Consider the following 16,903-nt stretch of genomic DNA (forward strand, 5'->3'; position numbering starts at 1 on the left):
ATTACTTAACAGGTTCAGTTAATGCCATTCCGCATTTTGGACATTCAGAGCCTTTTTCCCCTTTTACTTCAGGATGCATCGGGCATGAATATAATTGTGCAACTGATTTTGTTTCAGCAGTGGTGTCAACAACCTTTTCAGTTGTTTCGGTTTTCTGTGGCTCAGTAGGTGTGGCACTTTCTGTTTTACCGCTTTTTGAATTACAAGCAGTTAATGAAAGTAAGATAAATGATAAGAAGATTAGATTTTTCATAATGATAAGTTTTAATTAATAAATTTTATTTTAAAGCATAGTCACAAGCATCACGCCGCTCATAACTATCATAAGTGCATCTTCAATGATGGTAACCGTACTCATTGGCAGGTTAAATACCGCACCAAGACAGGCACACTTAATTTGTTTTTTATTTAGTACCGATTGCAATACTCCAATAATGCTTATTGACATCACAATAAATGTTGTTGCATTGGTTACAACCGGATTAAAATCGATGAGGTTTGCAATACCTAATCCCAATTCTACAAAAGCATATAGATATGCCCAAATAGGTATTTTACGGGCAACCACATCATACATCACATAACTTTCTGCAAATCCTTTTAGATTTAGCATCTTAAAGAAAGAAAAAATCAAAAAGAATCCCGCCATAAAATGCCTCATCCATTCCATAAGATTGAAACTGTCATTTTGCGTTTGAATTAGCAACGTTATAGCAGTAATATAAGCGAATATTGTTATAATGGGCTTGTAGGTAACAAACCAACTTTTCGCCTGTTCTACTGTTTCATTGTGCTCAATGGCTGAAATATGATAACGGCTTTCATCGCCTCCCAATGCCTTTTGAAACTCAATAATTGCAATATGTTTGTCCATTGTGACTGTTGCCGTATTAGTATCCTTAGATACTTCGACTGATGAAACATTTTCAACTGTCATTAAAGCAGATTTTACTTTTGCTTCGCAGCTTCCGCATGTCATTCCTGTAACCTGATAAGTGTGTGTCATGATATTTGTTTTAATTTACAGTACAAAGTTCCATATTCACTAAATCATAATGTTGCGAAATTTTGGATGAGTTTTGTAAAGCTTTACAAATCTTCAATTTGCTTACGTTTCCTGCTTTTGAGGTTTTTGAAATAAGTTGGACTGAATCCGGTTACTTTCTTAAATTGATTACTTAAATAAGCGACACTGCTGTAATTTAACTGATAAGCTATTTCGCTTAATGACAACTCATCATAAGTAAGCAATTCTTTGACCTTCTCGATTTTCTGTGCAATCAAATACTTCTCGATGGTAGTTCCCTCGACTTCAGAAAATAAATTACTGAGCGCACTGTATTCCTGACCAATTTCTGAAGAAAGGTATTGCGACAAATTTGTTTTCAAATCGTTGTTTCGGGAATGGACTAAATCAATGATGAGGTTTTTAATCCGTTCGATAGTTTTACTTTTCTTATCATCGATGAGTTCAAATCCCAAAGCATATAAATTGGCTGAGAGTGTTGCTTTTTGAGCAGTATCAATAGGATGCAGTAATTCAACTTCGCCCAACTCTACAGAAAGGGCTTTAATGCCTAATGTTTCGAGTTCGGAAGCAACTACCATTTTGCAACGCCGACAAACCATATTTTTGATATATAGCATCATTACTGTATCGTTTCAACAGTTTTGCCGCAACTCATCATCTGTGAGCCATAATAAGGGTTTTTAATTGGCTTTTCTTTACTTAACCAATTAGCACCTTTACCATCATTTGCCATTGGGCAAAATTGATAATATACCGGCGTTTCAGTTTTTGATACTTTTTGAAGCTTATAAATAGCCGTTGAAAGTGTTACAAAATGGTCTCTTTGGTGCTTTGCATCACCCGTTTCGGAAATATGCTCTGCATCCTCAACTAAGTCTTTCTGAACCGCCATCCAAACGGTATGCTGTTCCGCAGTCAGTTTTTCCATATTTACATTTTTTATAGCTGCGGTCAGTCCTTTTGCTTTCTCGGCTGCTGATTTTCCGTTAGTGCTTACCAATGCATCTTTTACCGCAAAGTACTTATCAAACACTGTTGATAATTCATTTGGTGATTGGTTGGTTTGTGCATTAGCAATGCAAAGGTTTATTGATAGCAATGTAACTATTGCCATCACTATTTTAGAAAGTGATTTCATGAATATTATTATTAAATTATACAATTAAAAACGGAAGCCAAGCTTCCAACAGGGCATACCTGTGGCTGTTATGTAATTATGACAGGCTTATTTTAGGTATGAGCCAAATTGTATAATATCCCATAGAAAGTTGGGATTGTGTATAATAAAATGAAGCTTTTTCAGTCGAAAAAACTATTTGATTAGTGTAAATTGAATAAGTAGGGATAATATTCAGCGCAGTATATACTATCGGATTCACGCAGGATGAATGACCACATTTACCATTGCAACCATTATGATTGCCTTTTTCATGATTTCCACATGAATCTCCACAACAGTCTTTTTCTTGAGTTTTAGACATTTCTTTTTTACATGATTTTTTTCCACCGCAAGCGAAAGCACTATTTTGCGACAGGCAAAGTGTAAAAAACACAAGTAATATGAAGTGACTGATTTTCATTGATACAAATTTATTTAATTTTTAAGGATAATTTATAAGAATTTGTTAAACAATGTCATTGAGAAGTAATATCAATACAGTTTGACAATATAGCTGTAAGTTGAGGTTTTGGCTTATATCCGGTTAAAACCTCATCTGTTGCTGTATTTTGCCAATCAAAAAGCTGTGGGTTAAATTCCCATTGCTCATACTTCACTACCGGCTGAGGTTCTTTAGTTACGATTTCTTCCTTCTTTTCAGCATTGAATCCGAAGCGTTCAAAAATTCGGATTCCTTTCATAGATGTTAGTATATTATCTAAAGCCGAAACATAGATTTGATAGGAAGCGTTATCCTCTTTTTTCTTTATATCCGGCTCAGTAAATATTTTACTTCCATATTTTATAATCTCTATCAGCCTGTTTCAGCGTTGAAAATTTCCCTCATATCCTGCGCTTGTCTTTGGGCAAATTTCGGTGTCCACAGTTTTAGCCAATCCTGAATTAATATTTCTGCCATTTTCTTATTGGCAACGATGAGGTGTAAATGGGGATTATAAGTCTTTTTTGTCGGATTGAAATTGCACTCCAACGATTTAACGCCAATCAATTTGATTCCCTTTCCTCTCAGATAGTTCTTTTTATGCCTGTCTTTTATCCGTTGGAATCCCTGCATCACCTTTTTGACCATTACTCTTAGCCTTGTAGCTGAACAGGCTTTGACTGTTAGTGTTACAAAATAAGGTTGTTCCCATTGCTCAATAACCGGATAATATTTGTTTATGATTTCGGCTTTCCTGATGCTGCAACAAAGGGTGCAAAATCTATTTTTGCAATAGTTGCCATACAAACGACCATCAACGCTTGTAACTCGGTTTTGGCAATAATAGCTGTTCCAATAACTTTTTTGCTTTTCATTATCGCCTTTTTCTTTTGCTACATCCATCAGGCTCAGCATCATATTTTGTGTGATAAATTTGCGCTTTGCCCTTCCTTTCAAAACCTCATCATTGCTGAGGTCAGAGCCATTTCCTGAAATAAAAACCGGCTTTTGTCCCATTTTATTTGTCCCGTTTTGTCCTAATGTATCAAGATGTAGTCCCGTTTTCCGATTTTTTATTTGATCAGGTCTGGATGGTCCAGAAATACAACGTCAAAAACACTTCTTTAGGACAGGCACTCGGTCTATTGTCAAACGATTTTGAGAATCTAAACAACGGAAACATTAAGATCAACAAGGAGCTGTTTTATGCAATAGCAGAGTGTATCGTAAAAGACCAAAGTGCTGTTTTTCAAAGTTTCAACACATTAAAATCAGTAAAACAAGAGACTAATGGGCGCTTGTTTAATTTTATTTATGATGCGAAAAATTACATAGACGATCATTTCCTTGAAAAAATAAATATCGAAATCATTGCCCGGGAAGCAAAGCTGTCAGAGTACCATTTCATTCGATTATTCAAATCAATTTTCAACACTACACCTTACAAATACGTCACCAAAAAAAGATTAGATTTTGCCTCACAGTTACTCGAACACCAATATCCCATCTCAAACGTAGCCGTGCTGCTCGGATACTCAGACATACCTGCGTTTAGTAATGCCTTCAAACAACACTATGGTTTTTCGCCAAATAAATTCCGGATAAATTAGCAATTTTTCACAACTAAGCTGGCGTGATCCTCAATTAATTTTGAAGTGAATTCTAAACCAGAGAGTGATGATAAATCAAATTTTTAAAATTTCGATCCTACTGTTCACAGCAGTTACACCGGTATTTGGTCAGGAAGCAACCTGGAGAAAGTTAACTACCGAAACCTATGCAGGCAAGCAGGACGATATTGCTTTTGTAGATGAAAATACGGGTTGGTACGTTAACGGCTATGGCAAAATTTTCCACACTACAGATGGTGGAACTACCTGGGAAAAACAAATGGAACAAAAGGGAACCTTTTTCAGGACTGTTGCTTTCGTAGACAAGAACATTGGATTTGCCGGTACCGTAGGGACTGAGTATTTTCCAAATGTGACCGATACCATTCCGCTTTACGGCACAAAAGATGGCGGAAAATCCTGGAAACCGGTAACCTATAAAGGCCCTTACGTAAAAGGATTGTGTGCTATAGACATTGTCAAAGAGCAGTTCATCAATCACGGAAAAATTGATTACAAAGTGCATCTTTTTGCGGTGGGCCGTGTAGGCAGCCCGGCAAACCTTATGATTTCCCATGATGCAGGTGAGACCTGGACATCACGCAGTATGAACAACGATTGCAAAATGTTGTTCGATATTAAAATGCTCAATAAAAATGAAGGCTTTGCCTGTGCGGCTACTAACGAAGACATCACGCTATCCAATGCCCTGATTTTGAAAACAACTGATGGTGGCGAAACCTGGCAAAAAGTTTACCAATCGACACGACCTTTTGAAACCACCTGGAAAGTTTCGTTTCCTACCAAAGATATTGGATATGTCACTATTCAATCCTATAATCCTGATCCCGATGTTAAGCAACAAAGGGTTGCTAAAACGCTTGATGGAGGCAAAACGTGGACGGAAATCAATTTAGTGGAAGACGCTGCCGCACGAGAATTTGGGATTGGATTTGTAGATGGAAGTCATGGATACGTCGGGACGATGAATAGTGGCTTTGAAACCATTGATGGAGGGCTTACATGGCGAAAGATTGACTTAGGAAAGGCCTGCAACAAAATCCGGATTTACAAGGATGACAACGGAAAGGTCTTTGGATACAGTATTGGCGTCAATGTATTTAAATTATAAAATAAATAATGGAGAATAATAAAATCAAGTCGGTTACCCCCTTCAACAAAGTACTGTATTTTTTATTCATCGCTTTGGCTGGATATCAGTTTTTTGCCAAACATGCTTATGTGGATTCCGCTGCAACGCTCGGTATTGCGTTAGCTTTTGATCCTTTCAATCCGGAGCAATCATGGCCCCGACGTCCACTATGGCAAAAAATATGGCTTTTTGCTCATCTGGGTATCGTTGGGCTGTTATTTGGACTGGGAATTGGTATCGGAGATAGATAATTTGATTTTAAATTTTATATGAAAATTAAAAAACCACAATTAGTTTTAATCCTAAGATCAATTGTCATAGTTATTGTTTTCGGCGGTATGGGTTTTTTTGCTGCCAAAGTGGGCATAGCCGCTTCATCCGGTATGTCAAAATTGTCATTCATTGCATTAATACTGCTTTTTATTCCTACATTTTTTATTGTAATAGCTATACATGAAGCGGGTCACGCACTCGCTGGTGTCTCGATGAAATTTCATTTCAAAACATACATCGTTGGGCCATTCATGTGGGAAAAGGAAACTGATAAATGGCAGTTTAAATGGAATAAAAATGTGAATACCGCTGGCGGTTTAGTGATATGTATTCCTATGGGAACCGAAAACCTTACCAAACGATTTTCTGTTTATGCAGCTGGTGGTCCACTGGCAAGTCTGGGACTGACTCTGCTGGCTTACGGTCTGTATAGTATTATACCATCATCTACGACACCTATTGAAGTTTTTAGAAATTCACTTTATATAATGGCGGTGCTTTCTTTAATTATTTTTATAACAACCGCATTACCAATGAGAGCCAATGGCTTTTCATCAGATGGCGCCCGGGTGCTTCGGTTATTGAGAGGAGGGGAAACAGCGCGATTTGAATTACTTATTTTGAAATTAATAACTAGTGCTTCTGCGGGGATTCGACCCAAAGAAATTGACATCAACGAGCTCAATGAGGCATTCATTCTTTCTGAAAAAATAAAAGCATCATTTAAAGTCTATCTTCATAGCTTCTTCCACCAAGCTGAATTTGACAAAGGAAACCTGGAAAAAGCAGAAAAACATTTAATGGATTATATCAATGAGATTGAATCCATCCCTAAAGGAGTCCGAAATATAGTGTGGCTTGATGCCGCTTTCTTTTACGCTTTCGCAAAAAAAGACCTTGAGCAAGCTACTAAGTATTGGAATACGTTTGAGCCGGCTGCTTTAATTCCAAAAGCACAGACTTTTGCAACCGAAGCGGCAATCGCGCTTTTAAAAAATGACAAACATTTAACCATTACGAAAGTAGCGGCAGCTGAAAGAGAAATTTCAAATATGATTGATAAGGGCCTGGGTATCGCACTAAAAGAAAAACTAAATCAATTAAAAAACAGTACATCTGAGCCCGAATAAAAAGTACGGAATAGCGCCGATTGTACCCAATCACATCTGATCGCTTACAGATACATTTCTGTTAGGAGAAATGCTTCCGCGGTGCGAAGATGACGCTCAACGTATGATCCAAATTGGTATCTTTGGGCGTGGAAAAAAATCTTTACATAATTGCTGGTTGCAACGGAGCTGGAAAAACAACAGCTTCTTTTACAATTTTGCCTGAAATTTTAGATTGTAAAGAATTTGTCAATGCTGACGAAATTGCTAAAGGCCTTTCCCCTTTTCAACCTGAAAAAGTTTCTTTTGAAGCAGGAAGAATTATGCTTCGAAGAATCAACGAACTTTTGGAAGGAAATGAAAATTTCGCTTTTGAAACCACTTTGGCAACCAAAAGTTACAAATCAAAAATCATAGAAGCCAAAGCAAAAAATTACAATATCACTTTGCTTTTCTTTTGGCTGCAGACTCCCGATTTGGCAATAGAACGTGTGAAAACGAGAGTTGCCGAAGGCGGACATAACATTGAGACTGATGTTATAAATCGGCGATACATTGCCGGAATCAAAAATTTGTTCGACATTTATATTTCAATTGTTGACGAAGTTTTGATTTTTGATAACTCCGAGGGAAAACATGATCTAATTGCCGAAAAGATTTTTGACGCGGAAATCAATATTTTGAACGAACAAAAGTTTGACAAACTAAAAAGCTATTACAAATGAAAACTCATAAGCGAACAACAAACCAGGCAAAAATTGTAGCGGGAATGGACAAGGTCTATGAAAAACTCATCGAGTTCAAAAAGAGAATGAATAGCGATCTTGTCATTCTAAAAGATAATAAAATAACGCGAGTAAAACCTTAGCACTTCTCATAACAGCGGTTTCACGCACCCGAGGCCAAAGGCCGAACGGAGCGAAGCTAATTGCTACGTCTCTTGTAAAATGTAACCGCGTTTTCCATAACTTCGTTTTGTCCACGCCGAGAGTACTCAGTTCCAAATGCCGTAACTGACGTGAAGCCGCCGGACGCAACTCATAAAAAATATTCCAACAAAAATGCGTTAATTCATGCATACCAAAGTCGAATGACGATACGTCGGAAAGCCAGCCCTTAAGGAATGAATTTGTAATTAATTAAGGAAACCGCGGCTGATTAAACCGCTATTGTACCTTTCTGCCTGCAAATTCATTTCTCAACGCTGAAAAATCCTGCCTGATACCCTGCAGTACATCCTTAACGCTCATAACCCCGAAATCATCCTGCTCAAATTCCTGTGTCGCAATACTACAGGCATACTGCCATATCTCCAATACTTCAGAAGCCTTCACTTCATACGGCTCATAAATCGTATTATCTGATTGTGCCGTGAGTGAGCTTGCACTGTTTTTCTTAAGTCGCTTATAGGCAATTCCGTCATTCTTTGTAATCAGTATATACGTCTTCCCATCAATGACATCGGTAAGCCGCTCAATATACTGCCCTACAATAAACGAGCCCTCTTTATGCGGCGGCATGGAATCCCCGGTAACAGGGAATGCCCTGTATTTGCCATTCCTCAAAAAAGGCAGGGAAATGTGCTGCAGCCCCTCAATAAATTCAGGATCGGAATAACCGCTAAGATAACCGGCTTGTGCCCTGGCCGGAATAATTTCAATCTTATTTTCACCAAAGCTGTCCACGGCCATAGGAAGCAAAATCCTGTTATCCTCCAATTTGATTAAATCTTCGTAAGGAACCTGCCGGATATCAAACGACAATAGCAGGTCAATACTGACATGGTAATATCTCGAAATCTTCTGCAGGCAATCCAATGGCGGATCCGTCATCCCCTCATATTTAGCATAGCGTTCACGCGGGATCAATAATATATCAGCAATTTTTTGCTGGGTTAATCCATGCTTTACCCGAAGGTACCTAAGGTTATCTGAAAATATAGACATATGTTAATGGTAATATTATTCACAACAAATATAAACATATTTGGTAATTATATTCCTTACTTTGCATAAATATTTATCTGAACAATATGCAGGCTGAACAAAAAAGGGAAATGGTAAAAGCACTCCAGGCCAAAATCAACGCCATGCAGGGGTTTGGAAAGATGCCGGAAGAGCCTGTCACGGATGGCCTGATGCCATTTTCTTCTGCTTTTCCCGGGAATGTTTTTCCAACGGGTGCGATTCATGAGTTCATCAGTTACGAACCTGTCGAAGCGGCTTCAACAAGCGGTTTCATCTCTGCGCTCGCGGGCAGCTTTATGAAGCCCGGCAGCCTCTGCCTTTGGATCGCCAAAGAAAAGATGATTTTTCCGCCGGCCTTAAAGCAATTTGGAATTGAGCCCGACAGGATGATTTTTATTAAGGTGCTGAAGCCTAAAGACACATTATGGACCATTGAGGAGGCGTTGAAATGCGAAGCCCTTACTGCTGTTATAGGAGAAGTAAAAGAACTCGGATTTACAGAATCAAGGCGGCTGCAACTGGCGGTTGAACAAAGTGGTGTCACGGCTTTCATCCATCGTTTCAGGCCATTTGCCGAAAATGCTACTGCCTGTACGGCACGCTGGAAAATCACACCGCTGGCCAGCAGTCCCGAAGAAGGCCTCCCCGGTTTAGGGCACAGTTGCTGGGATGTACAATTGCTTAAGGTCCGGAACGGCAGCCCCCATTCATGGCCCGTAACCTGGGCAGGAGGATGCTTCCGCCCTCTTGTAGAAAAACAGTTTTCAGCACAAACACAACACGCACGAAACGCAGGATAATGCCAAGATATGCCTCCATATGGTTTCCTTATCTGCTTACGGAATATACGGTGCGCAGGCGGCCGGAATTCCGTGACATGCCTTTCGTACTTACTGCGCGAGAGCGTGGCCGTATGCTGGTAAAATCGGTCAGCGAAACGGCGGCGCGCCAGGGTATTCGTTCAGGTATGGTACTGGCAGACTGCAAAGCCATTTTTCCCGAATTGGAAGTATTGGAATCCGAACCCGGAAAAACGGAAAAAATATTGCAGGCACTGGCCGAGTGGTGTATTGCCTATACACCGTTTACAGCCGTGGATATGCCGGAAGGTTTGATGCTTGACATTACGGGCTGTACACGTTATCGTGGTGGCGAATTGGCTTATCTTGAAAGCATCCGTGAAAAACTGAATGGATTTGGCTATACCGTCCGCATAGCCATTGCCGATACGATAGGTACAGCCTGGGCAGTAGCCCGTTTCGGTAAGGCGCAGGCTATCGTCAGCTCTGGCGCACAAGGTACGGCATTAAAAGAATTGCCGCCTGCTGCACTCCGCCTGGAACCGGAAGTCCTAGCGCGTTTGAGGAAATTGGGATTGCAGCGGATTGACAGTTTTATCGGCATGCCACTTCCCGCTTTACGACGTCGTTTCGGACCTTCATTGCCTTTACGGATTGGGCAGGCTTTAGGTCAGGTAACCGAAATCATCCTGCCTGTAAAGCCAATAGAGCCCTATCAGGAAAAGCTTTGCAGCCTCGAACCCATTCCCACACCCAAAGGCATTACGATGGCATTGCAACAATTACTCGAAACCCTCTGCATCCGTTTTGAAGCCGAAGGCATCGGTTTGCGCAAAGCGGTTTTCCGCGCCTATCGCGTTGACGGTGACATCCAGCAGATTGAGATCGGTACAGGCTATCCGTCACGCAATCCCATACATCTTTTCAAACTTTTCGAAACTAAGATTGCCATGCTGCAGCCTGATCTGGGTTTTGAGACTTTTTTACTTGAAGCGCCAAAAGTGGAACCGGTAACCAATGAGCAGGCCGCAATCTGGAGCGCATCGTGCCAGAATGATAAAAAGGTGGCGGAACTGCTTGACCGGGTAACGGCAAAAGCAGGCGCAGGTTCAGTAAGCCGATACCTCCCTGCAGAACGTTACTGGCCGGAACGGTCGGTAGTACAGGCCTCCCCGTTATGGGAAAAACCCATGGTAAAATGGCGCACCGATTGGCCAAGGCCAATCCTCCTTTTATCAAAACCGGAGCCGATTGAGGTAACGGCAGTCCTTCCTGATTATCCGCCGATGCTGTTCAGGTATAAGGGAGTATTGCATCATGTCGCCAAATCAGACGGTCCTGAACGCATCGAACAGGAATGGTGGCAATCGAAAGGATTGTACAGGGATTATTATTGCATAGAGGACGAAAACGGATCGCGCTATTGGTTGTTCCGCTCCGGCCCCTATGATGCCGGTCGTCCTGAATGGTTTATACACGGTTTTTTCGCATGAGCTATACAGAACTACAGGTGACCACCAATTTCAGCTTCCTTCGCGGCGGTTCGCATCCAAACGAATTCGTAGCACAGGCAGCATGCCTTGGTTATAAAGCAATTGCCATTACAGATCGGAATACACTGGCGGGAGTCGTACGCGCACATGTTGCTGCAAAAAAGGAGGAAATCCGCCTGATTATCGGTTGCCATCTGGAACTGCTCGACGGCTCGCCTTTACTGGCATATCCTACAGACAAGGACGCCTATGCAAGGCTGTCCGGCCTGCTTTCAGCCGGCAACCTGCGCGCTGAAAAAGGGGAATGCCATTTGTATAAAGCCGATGTGTACCAATATGCCGAAGGATTAAAGTTTATTGCACTGGCACCGCTGTCTCTGAATGAACACTTCGATTTCGACGATATTTTCAAATCCACATTGCAGGAATATCATGAAAAGCTGGGTGATGCGCTTTACCTCGGTATCAGCCGCTCCTACCACTCAAATGATAACAAGCGCATGCATCGGCTCTGGCAGCTTTCCCAATCGCTGGACATACCGCTCGCGGCAACCAACGATGTGCATTACCATATACCCGAACGCCGGGAGCTTCAGGATGTACTGACCTGCATCCGTGAAAAATGTACCATACAGGCAGCTGGATTCCGGCTTTACCAAAATGCGGAACGCTACCTCAAATCCGAAGATGAAATGCAAAGGTTGTTTCGGCAATATCCGGAAGCATTGGAAAAGGCACGGGAAATTGCGGATTCCTGTCGGTTTTCGCTCGACAGCCTGAAATATGTCTATCCCGAAGAGATTACTTCAGAGGGTCGAACCCCCCAACAGGAACTCGAGATGCTGACCTGGCAGGGAGCCAATGAAAAGTTTAACGATAATATCCCTGAAAAGATTGCCGAGACAATCCGCTATGAGCTTGAATTCATGGAGCGGAAAAATTATGCTGCTTACTTTTTGACGGTTTATGATTTCGTCCGTTTTGCGCGTGACCGAGACATATTATGCCAGGGCCGTGGCTCGGCGGCCAATTCCGTGGTTTGCTATTGCCTCGGAATTACCTCGGTTGATCCTTCCAAATTTAAGCTGCTGTTCGCCCGTTTCATGTCTGATGCACGCAACGAGCCGCCTGATATCGATGTCGATTTTGAGCATGAGCGCCGCGAAGAAGTGATCCAATACATTTATGAGAAATATGGACGTGACCGCGCGGCCATTGTTGCAACGGTAACACAGGTGCATTGGAAAGGCGCGATTCGCGATGTGGCAAAAGCCATGGGATTATCTGCGGATGCGGTAGACAAGCTTGCCGCCACGATCTGGGAATTCCGTGACGCACTTGATGAAAACCGTATCACTTCCGAAGGCTTTAATTTGTCCGATCCGCATTTGATAAAGGTGATAGAATTGACAAAGCAATATGTCGGTTTCCCGCGCCAGCTCGGGCAGCATACGGGCGGTTTTATCATTACGCAGGACAGGCTTTCCGACCTATGCCCGATACTCAATGCGCGCATGGAAGACCGCACCAACATCGAATGGAACAAAGACGACATCGAGGCATTGGGATTTTTAAAGGTCGATGTCCTGGCCTTGGGTATGCTGACCTGCATCCGAAAGGCATTTGATTTATGTAAGCAGCATTATGGGCTGAACCTGACTTTAGCTGAAATCAATAAAGAAGACGATCCCGCCGTGTACGAGATGATCCAGCATGCCGATACGCTCGGCGTGTTCCAGATCGAGAGCCGTGCCCAGATGTCTATGCTCCCCAGGCTGAAGCCGAAATGCTTTTACGATTTGGTTATTGAAGTGGCTATCGTAAGGCCCGGGCCGATACAGGGCGACATGGTGCATCCGTATCTTAAAAGACGTAGTGACCCCAGTTTAATCGATTTTCCGAGTGAGGAACTTCGGGAAATCTTAGGGCGCACGCTCGGCGTACCACTGTTTCAGGAACAGGCAATGGAAATCGCGATTGTTGCCGCTGGTTTCACACCAGCAGAGGCTGACGGATTGCGCCGCAGTATGGCAACATTCAAGGCCAAAGGAAAGGTCAGCGATTGGGAAAGGAAACTTGTCCAGGGCATGATAAAGAAAGGCTATGAAGAAGATTTTGCAAAGCGCGTCTTCCGTCAATTGGAAGGTTTCGGCTCATACGGATTTCCCGAGAGCCATGCGGCAAGCTTTGCGTTGCTGGTTTATGTGTCGTCCTGGATCAAATACTATTATCCCGATGTATTCGCCACAGCCTTGCTCAACAGTATGCCGATGGGATTTTATCAGCCGGCACAGATCGTAATTGATGCGCGAAACCACGGGATTACGGTAAAGCCCGTCGATATCAATTATTCGGATTGGGACAATACATTAGAACAGAAATCGGGGAAATACTATGCCATTCGTTTAGGCTTCAGGCAGGTAAAAGGCTTATCAGCCGACGATATGCAGTTATTGGTTGCCGGAAGGGAAAAACTGTTCACCTCGGTGAATACTTTGCTCGATATCGGAATACCTATGGCTACGCTCGAAAAACTTGCCGATGCCGATGCATTCCGCTCAATCGGTCTTGACCGCAGGCGTGCCTTATGGGAAGTGTCCGCATTGACCGACAGCCCTGTCGGAATGTTCGAGGGCCAGCCTTCGGAAAGTATCAATGAGCCGCAACTTACATTGCCATTCCTGACAGAAGCGGCACACGTAGTCGAGGATTATGCCACTACCGGTTTATCGTTGAAAGCCCATCCGGTACATTTCATACGTCCGCAGTTGAATAGCCTGGGCGTAACGCCAAGCGGCAAACTCTCCAATATGAAAAACGGAGACAAGATCAAGGTAGCCGGACTCATAACTGTACGCCAAAGGCCAGGTACTGCCAAAGGCGTGCTTTTCGTAACCATAGAGGATGAAAGCGGTTTTGCAAACCTGGTCGTCTGGGCTAAAATTTTCGAGGCGCACCGCAGGGAAATCGTGCAGGCGCGGCTGCTGATGGTTGAAGGGAAATTGCAGATTGAGGGTGAAGTGATCCATGTAGTGGTGAACCGCTGCTTTAACCTTTCAACATTGCTTCGTGGCATGACCGAAGCACCGAATGTAGCATCTGCCCTTTCCACATTGTCCCGAGGGGATGAAAAACAAAGTGGCACGGAAGAAGTGTTTTACAAAGGCAGGAATTTCAAATAAATAAAAAAACTACCATGATATTGACCCTATTCGATGATACCGAGATATTCAGCACGGGAACCGGTGGAAAAAAAATATTCGACCTTCCCGATGCAGATGTGATGCTCATTGATCGCTTTTTCAATAAGGATGAATCCGACTGTTATTACCGTAATTTACTGCAGCAAACCCATTGGCGTGAATACGAAATGCCTATGTATGACAAAATCGTCACCGCGCCACGAATGATTGCGTGGTTTGAAGACAAGCAGGACACAGGGTCGGAAACCGCGATGCCCGAACTCAGCGATGATTTAAAAACCATTCGGCTGCGTGTAGAAAATGAGCTCAATGCGAAATTCAACGCGGTCCTGCTAAATCTATACCGTAATGGGAATGACAGCGTGGCCTGGCATTGCGACCATACCGGTAAATCCGGCCCAAACCCCATCATCGCCTCGGTAACATTTGGAGAGACGCGTATCTTCCGTTTGCGTCACAAAACCCGTAAGGAGCTACCCTGGGTCGAGATCCCTCTGCACCACGGTTCGCTCCTGTTGATGGCCGGGAAAACAAATAATTTCTGGGAACATCAGATTCCAAAAACAACAAAAAAAATCTTACCCCGAATCAACCTGACTTTTCGACAGCTAAATCGTTAAATACCATTAATAGTGGATTGACCGATAATTCCATCTATGTCCAACGTTGAAATGGTAAGCTACCAATTGAATTTAAAGATTCACCCATCGCATCACTTCGAATCGCCTGACCGCGTTAAAAATCGAAGGATTCAGGCTTTTTCTGCGATTTCGGATCCGCAGACGCCGCCGCACCCTTCCATGATTGCTACCTTGAAATCAATGTTGTCAGAGAACGGGCTTCTTTGTTTCATAAAACTGGAGCATTCGCAAATTCGGTTTGGTTGATTCAAAGCGCTCATTAGCGGCGCTTCACAAATTTCGCATACTGCTTCCCTGCCCTCAGGATATAGACACCAGTTGGCAATCCACTGACGTCAATCTTGTTTTGGGCGAGTTGCTGCACGCGGATCTGCCGCCCTGTGAAATCGTAAATGGCAACCGGAAGCGCCCCTGCCGCCGCGCCGGCGATTGTGATTTGCGAAGATGCCGGGTTGGGATAAATCACAAATTTACTGTCAATCAGATCAGGTTGCTGTACGCCCAATGCCGTAAAGTCAAACATCGTACTGATCGGATAATGGTCTGAAGTGGTATTGGAATAATTGCCGATGGCCTGTGTGACCGAGACTTCCCTGGCGGCACTGCCCGGAATGTAATGGGCTGCGAGCTCATCCGAAATCATCGTGTTTTCAATCACCGGATGATTGTTAGTAGTCAGATTGGCCGTAATGCCAGTGTAGTGTGATGCGTCGTCAACGAAATTCTTATACGGCGAATCGGCACAGCTGCAGGCCACGCTTGATGTCCCATTCAGGTAGTCATTGAAATCGCCAATAATCATCAGGTTTCTTGAATTGTAGGCCACGCCGTCAAGGATGGCTTTCAGCGCCTCTGAACCCCCAAGGCGCCTGGTGTAACTCATGGCGTTGCCATCTTCTGATTTGGCATGGATGTTTACAATCGATACCGGAACCACATCATTTCCTGCGATCAGATTCAGGTTGTACAAAGCGGGATAGCGCCCGCTGGCCCAGTTGTAATAGTAGGAATTCCCCTGCGCGGCGATGCCGTTGTTAAGCAGATTTCCGCCAATGTATTGCACGCGCTCCTTTTTATAGACAATCGCCTGTCTTTGGTCGCATTCGTCAGTGACAGCGGGTATAATCCTGGCTTCCCATACGTCAGTGCCCATAAGCGATACCAGCGTTTCCAGCACCGGTGTGGCCTGCGTATTGGTGATTTCCTGCAGGCAATACAGGTCGGAATTCATCAGGAGCATCGCCGTGGCAACATTACTGATTTGGAGGGTTTCGTCTGTCGGTCCGAAAGTTGTGCAGCCCAGCCATTCCGCATTCCAGTTGGTTATTTTAAAGATCGCCGATCCGGTGCCCTCCTGTGGCTGACCGATGACTTTGACATTCTTCACCTCCCAGGTAGCGCCCGGGGTGGCCGGACTGAGGTAGCGGAAAGCGATGCGCGACGTTGCCGACTTTGCGGCTGCCGGGATAAACAGTTCGCCCGAAGGGATGTATTGCCAGGCCGAGGTCAGGTTCTGGTTGAGTCCGTCGAGTTCGACCCATGCGGTCGTCAAAGGATCTCCCGTGAAATTATCGGTAGCAAAAACTTTATACCTTCCTTCAGCCACGCCCAGGTTCATGACGGCGGCACTGCCGCGGGTATGTTCAAATGACAGCTTCACGTTATCGGCCTGCGATAAATCCATAGCCGGGCTGATAAGCCAATCCTCATTTTCAAAATTCTGGCCGGATACATATCCGCTGCAGACCGCACCGTATGATGCATTGAAATTCCAGGTCTGGGAACCACTCACGCTCACGGCAGTAAATGTGTTGAAACTTTCCTGGGTGAGCAATGTCTGCTCGAGGATGGAAGATTGTGCCTGCACCAAACAGGCCCTGAATCCTGACAGCAAAATCAGGATGAAAAATGAAATATGTCTTTGCATTGGATAGGGATTGCGCAGACAAACATACTAAATAAAATAGTGCCGCTGCCAATTTACCTCCCGGACCAGGGAAATGGGCATAAAAAAAGCCGGGGA

Annotated in this window: 18 protein-coding genes; 9 read left to right on the forward strand and 9 right to left on the reverse strand. The window is 43.5% G+C overall.

Going from position 1 to position 16,903, the window contains the following annotated elements:
- Position 1 precedes the first annotated feature (1 nt).
- From HYN48_RS11955 to HYN48_RS11985, 7 genes are all read right to left on the reverse strand, one after another.
- The gene (locus tag HYN48_RS11955) at positions 2-253 is read right to left on the reverse strand and encodes a heavy metal-binding domain-containing protein (protein WP_108372012.1); all 252 of its coding nucleotides are present in this window, start codon (positions 251-253) and stop codon (positions 2-4) included.
- 30 nt (positions 254-283) lie between these two features.
- Positions 284-1,006, reverse strand: a complete 723-nt coding sequence (locus tag HYN48_RS11960; protein WP_108372014.1) for a heavy-metal-associated domain-containing protein — start codon at positions 1,004-1,006, stop codon at positions 284-286.
- An 83-nt stretch (positions 1,007-1,089) separates the two neighbouring features.
- Entirely contained in the window at positions 1,090-1,650 is a 561-nt protein-coding gene (locus HYN48_RS11965; RefSeq protein WP_108372016.1) for a helix-turn-helix domain-containing protein, read from the reverse strand.
- Positions 1,650-2,168 (reverse strand): DUF3347 domain-containing protein, encoded by a 519-nt coding sequence (locus tag HYN48_RS11970; protein ID WP_108372018.1) that lies wholly within the window; start codon positions 2,166-2,168, stop codon positions 1,650-1,652. Before HYN48_RS11970 ends, HYN48_RS11965 begins: the two co-directional genes overlap by 1 nt.
- Before the next feature lie 76 nt (positions 2,169-2,244).
- Positions 2,245-2,610 (reverse strand): hypothetical protein, encoded by a 366-nt coding sequence (locus tag HYN48_RS15175; RefSeq protein WP_146171774.1) that lies wholly within the window; start codon positions 2,608-2,610, stop codon positions 2,245-2,247.
- Positions 2,611-2,665: 55 nt separating this feature from the next.
- On the reverse strand, positions 2,666-2,890 hold the full coding sequence (locus HYN48_RS11980) for a hypothetical protein (RefSeq protein ID WP_108372022.1): 225 nt from the start codon (positions 2,888-2,890) through the stop codon (positions 2,666-2,668).
- A gap of 113 nt (positions 2,891-3,003) precedes the next feature.
- Positions 3,004-3,648, reverse strand: coding sequence for a protein rep (locus tag HYN48_RS11985; protein ID WP_108372024.1), 645 nt, complete (start codon positions 3,646-3,648; stop codon positions 3,004-3,006).
- Between the two features lie 74 nt (positions 3,649-3,722).
- Here HYN48_RS11985 and HYN48_RS11990 point away from each other — a divergent pair, with 74 nt between their 5' ends.
- The 5 genes from HYN48_RS11990 to HYN48_RS12010 all read left to right on the forward strand — a co-directional run bounded on the left by HYN48_RS11990 (position 3,723) and on the right by HYN48_RS12010 (position 7,501).
- Positions 3,723-4,241, forward strand: a complete 519-nt coding sequence (locus tag HYN48_RS11990; protein ID WP_181248472.1) for a helix-turn-helix transcriptional regulator — start codon at positions 3,723-3,725, stop codon at positions 4,239-4,241.
- Positions 4,242-4,308: 67 nt separating this feature from the next.
- Positions 4,309-5,373, forward strand: a complete 1,065-nt coding sequence (locus HYN48_RS11995) for a WD40/YVTN/BNR-like repeat-containing protein (RefSeq protein WP_108372028.1) — start codon at positions 4,309-4,311, stop codon at positions 5,371-5,373.
- An 8-nt stretch (positions 5,374-5,381) separates the two neighbouring features.
- Positions 5,382-5,645: a hypothetical protein gene (locus tag HYN48_RS12000; RefSeq protein ID WP_108372030.1), complete on the forward strand. Its 264-nt coding sequence runs from the start codon at positions 5,382-5,384 to the stop codon at positions 5,643-5,645.
- Positions 5,646-5,663: 18 nt separating this feature from the next.
- The gene (locus tag HYN48_RS12005; RefSeq protein ID WP_108372031.1) at positions 5,664-6,797 is read left to right on the forward strand and encodes a M50 family metallopeptidase; all 1,134 of its coding nucleotides are present in this window, start codon (positions 5,664-5,666) and stop codon (positions 6,795-6,797) included.
- A gap of 128 nt (positions 6,798-6,925) precedes the next feature.
- Positions 6,926-7,501 carry an ATPase gene (locus tag HYN48_RS12010; RefSeq protein ID WP_108372033.1) on the forward strand — a complete coding sequence of 192 codons (576 nt, stop codon included), beginning with the start codon at positions 6,926-6,928 and terminating at the stop codon, positions 7,499-7,501.
- A 441-nt stretch (positions 7,502-7,942) separates the two neighbouring features.
- On the opposite strand, the gene HYN48_RS12015 is transcribed toward HYN48_RS12010, so the two are convergent.
- Positions 7,943-8,722, reverse strand: coding sequence for an XRE family transcriptional regulator (locus tag HYN48_RS12015; protein WP_108372035.1), 780 nt, complete (start codon positions 8,720-8,722; stop codon positions 7,943-7,945).
- Positions 8,723-8,832: 110 nt separating this feature from the next.
- Here HYN48_RS12015 and HYN48_RS12020 point away from each other — a divergent pair, with 110 nt between their 5' ends.
- From HYN48_RS12020 to HYN48_RS12035, 4 genes are read left to right on the forward strand one after another with little or no spacing between them, the layout of a single operon-like run.
- Positions 8,833-9,543, forward strand: a complete 711-nt coding sequence (locus HYN48_RS12020) for an ImuA family protein (protein ID WP_219909586.1) — start codon at positions 8,833-8,835, stop codon at positions 9,541-9,543.
- Positions 9,543-11,036 (forward strand): Y-family DNA polymerase, encoded by a 1,494-nt coding sequence (locus tag HYN48_RS12025; protein WP_108372039.1) that lies wholly within the window; start codon positions 9,543-9,545, stop codon positions 11,034-11,036. The genes HYN48_RS12020 and HYN48_RS12025 overlap by 1 nt, the downstream gene beginning before the upstream one ends.
- On the forward strand, positions 11,033-14,218 hold the full coding sequence (locus tag HYN48_RS12030) for an error-prone DNA polymerase (RefSeq protein ID WP_108372041.1): 3,186 nt from the start codon (positions 11,033-11,035) through the stop codon (positions 14,216-14,218). Before HYN48_RS12025 ends, HYN48_RS12030 begins: the two co-directional genes overlap by 4 nt.
- 14 nt (positions 14,219-14,232) lie before the next feature.
- Positions 14,233-14,859, forward strand: coding sequence for an alpha-ketoglutarate-dependent dioxygenase AlkB family protein (locus HYN48_RS12035; RefSeq protein ID WP_342747846.1), 627 nt, complete (start codon positions 14,233-14,235; stop codon positions 14,857-14,859).
- A 280-nt stretch (positions 14,860-15,139) separates the two neighbouring features.
- Here HYN48_RS12035 and HYN48_RS12040 read toward each other — a convergent pair whose 3' ends face one another.
- On the reverse strand, positions 15,140-16,807 hold the full coding sequence (locus HYN48_RS12040) for a T9SS-dependent choice-of-anchor J family protein (protein WP_108372043.1): 1,668 nt from the start codon (positions 16,805-16,807) through the stop codon (positions 15,140-15,142).
- Between the last annotated feature and the right edge of the window lie 96 nt (positions 16,808-16,903).

The sequence above is a fragment of the Flavobacterium magnum genome (assembly GCF_003055625.1).
Lineage (GTDB): Bacteria > Bacteroidota > Bacteroidia > Flavobacteriales > Flavobacteriaceae > Flavobacterium > Flavobacterium magnum.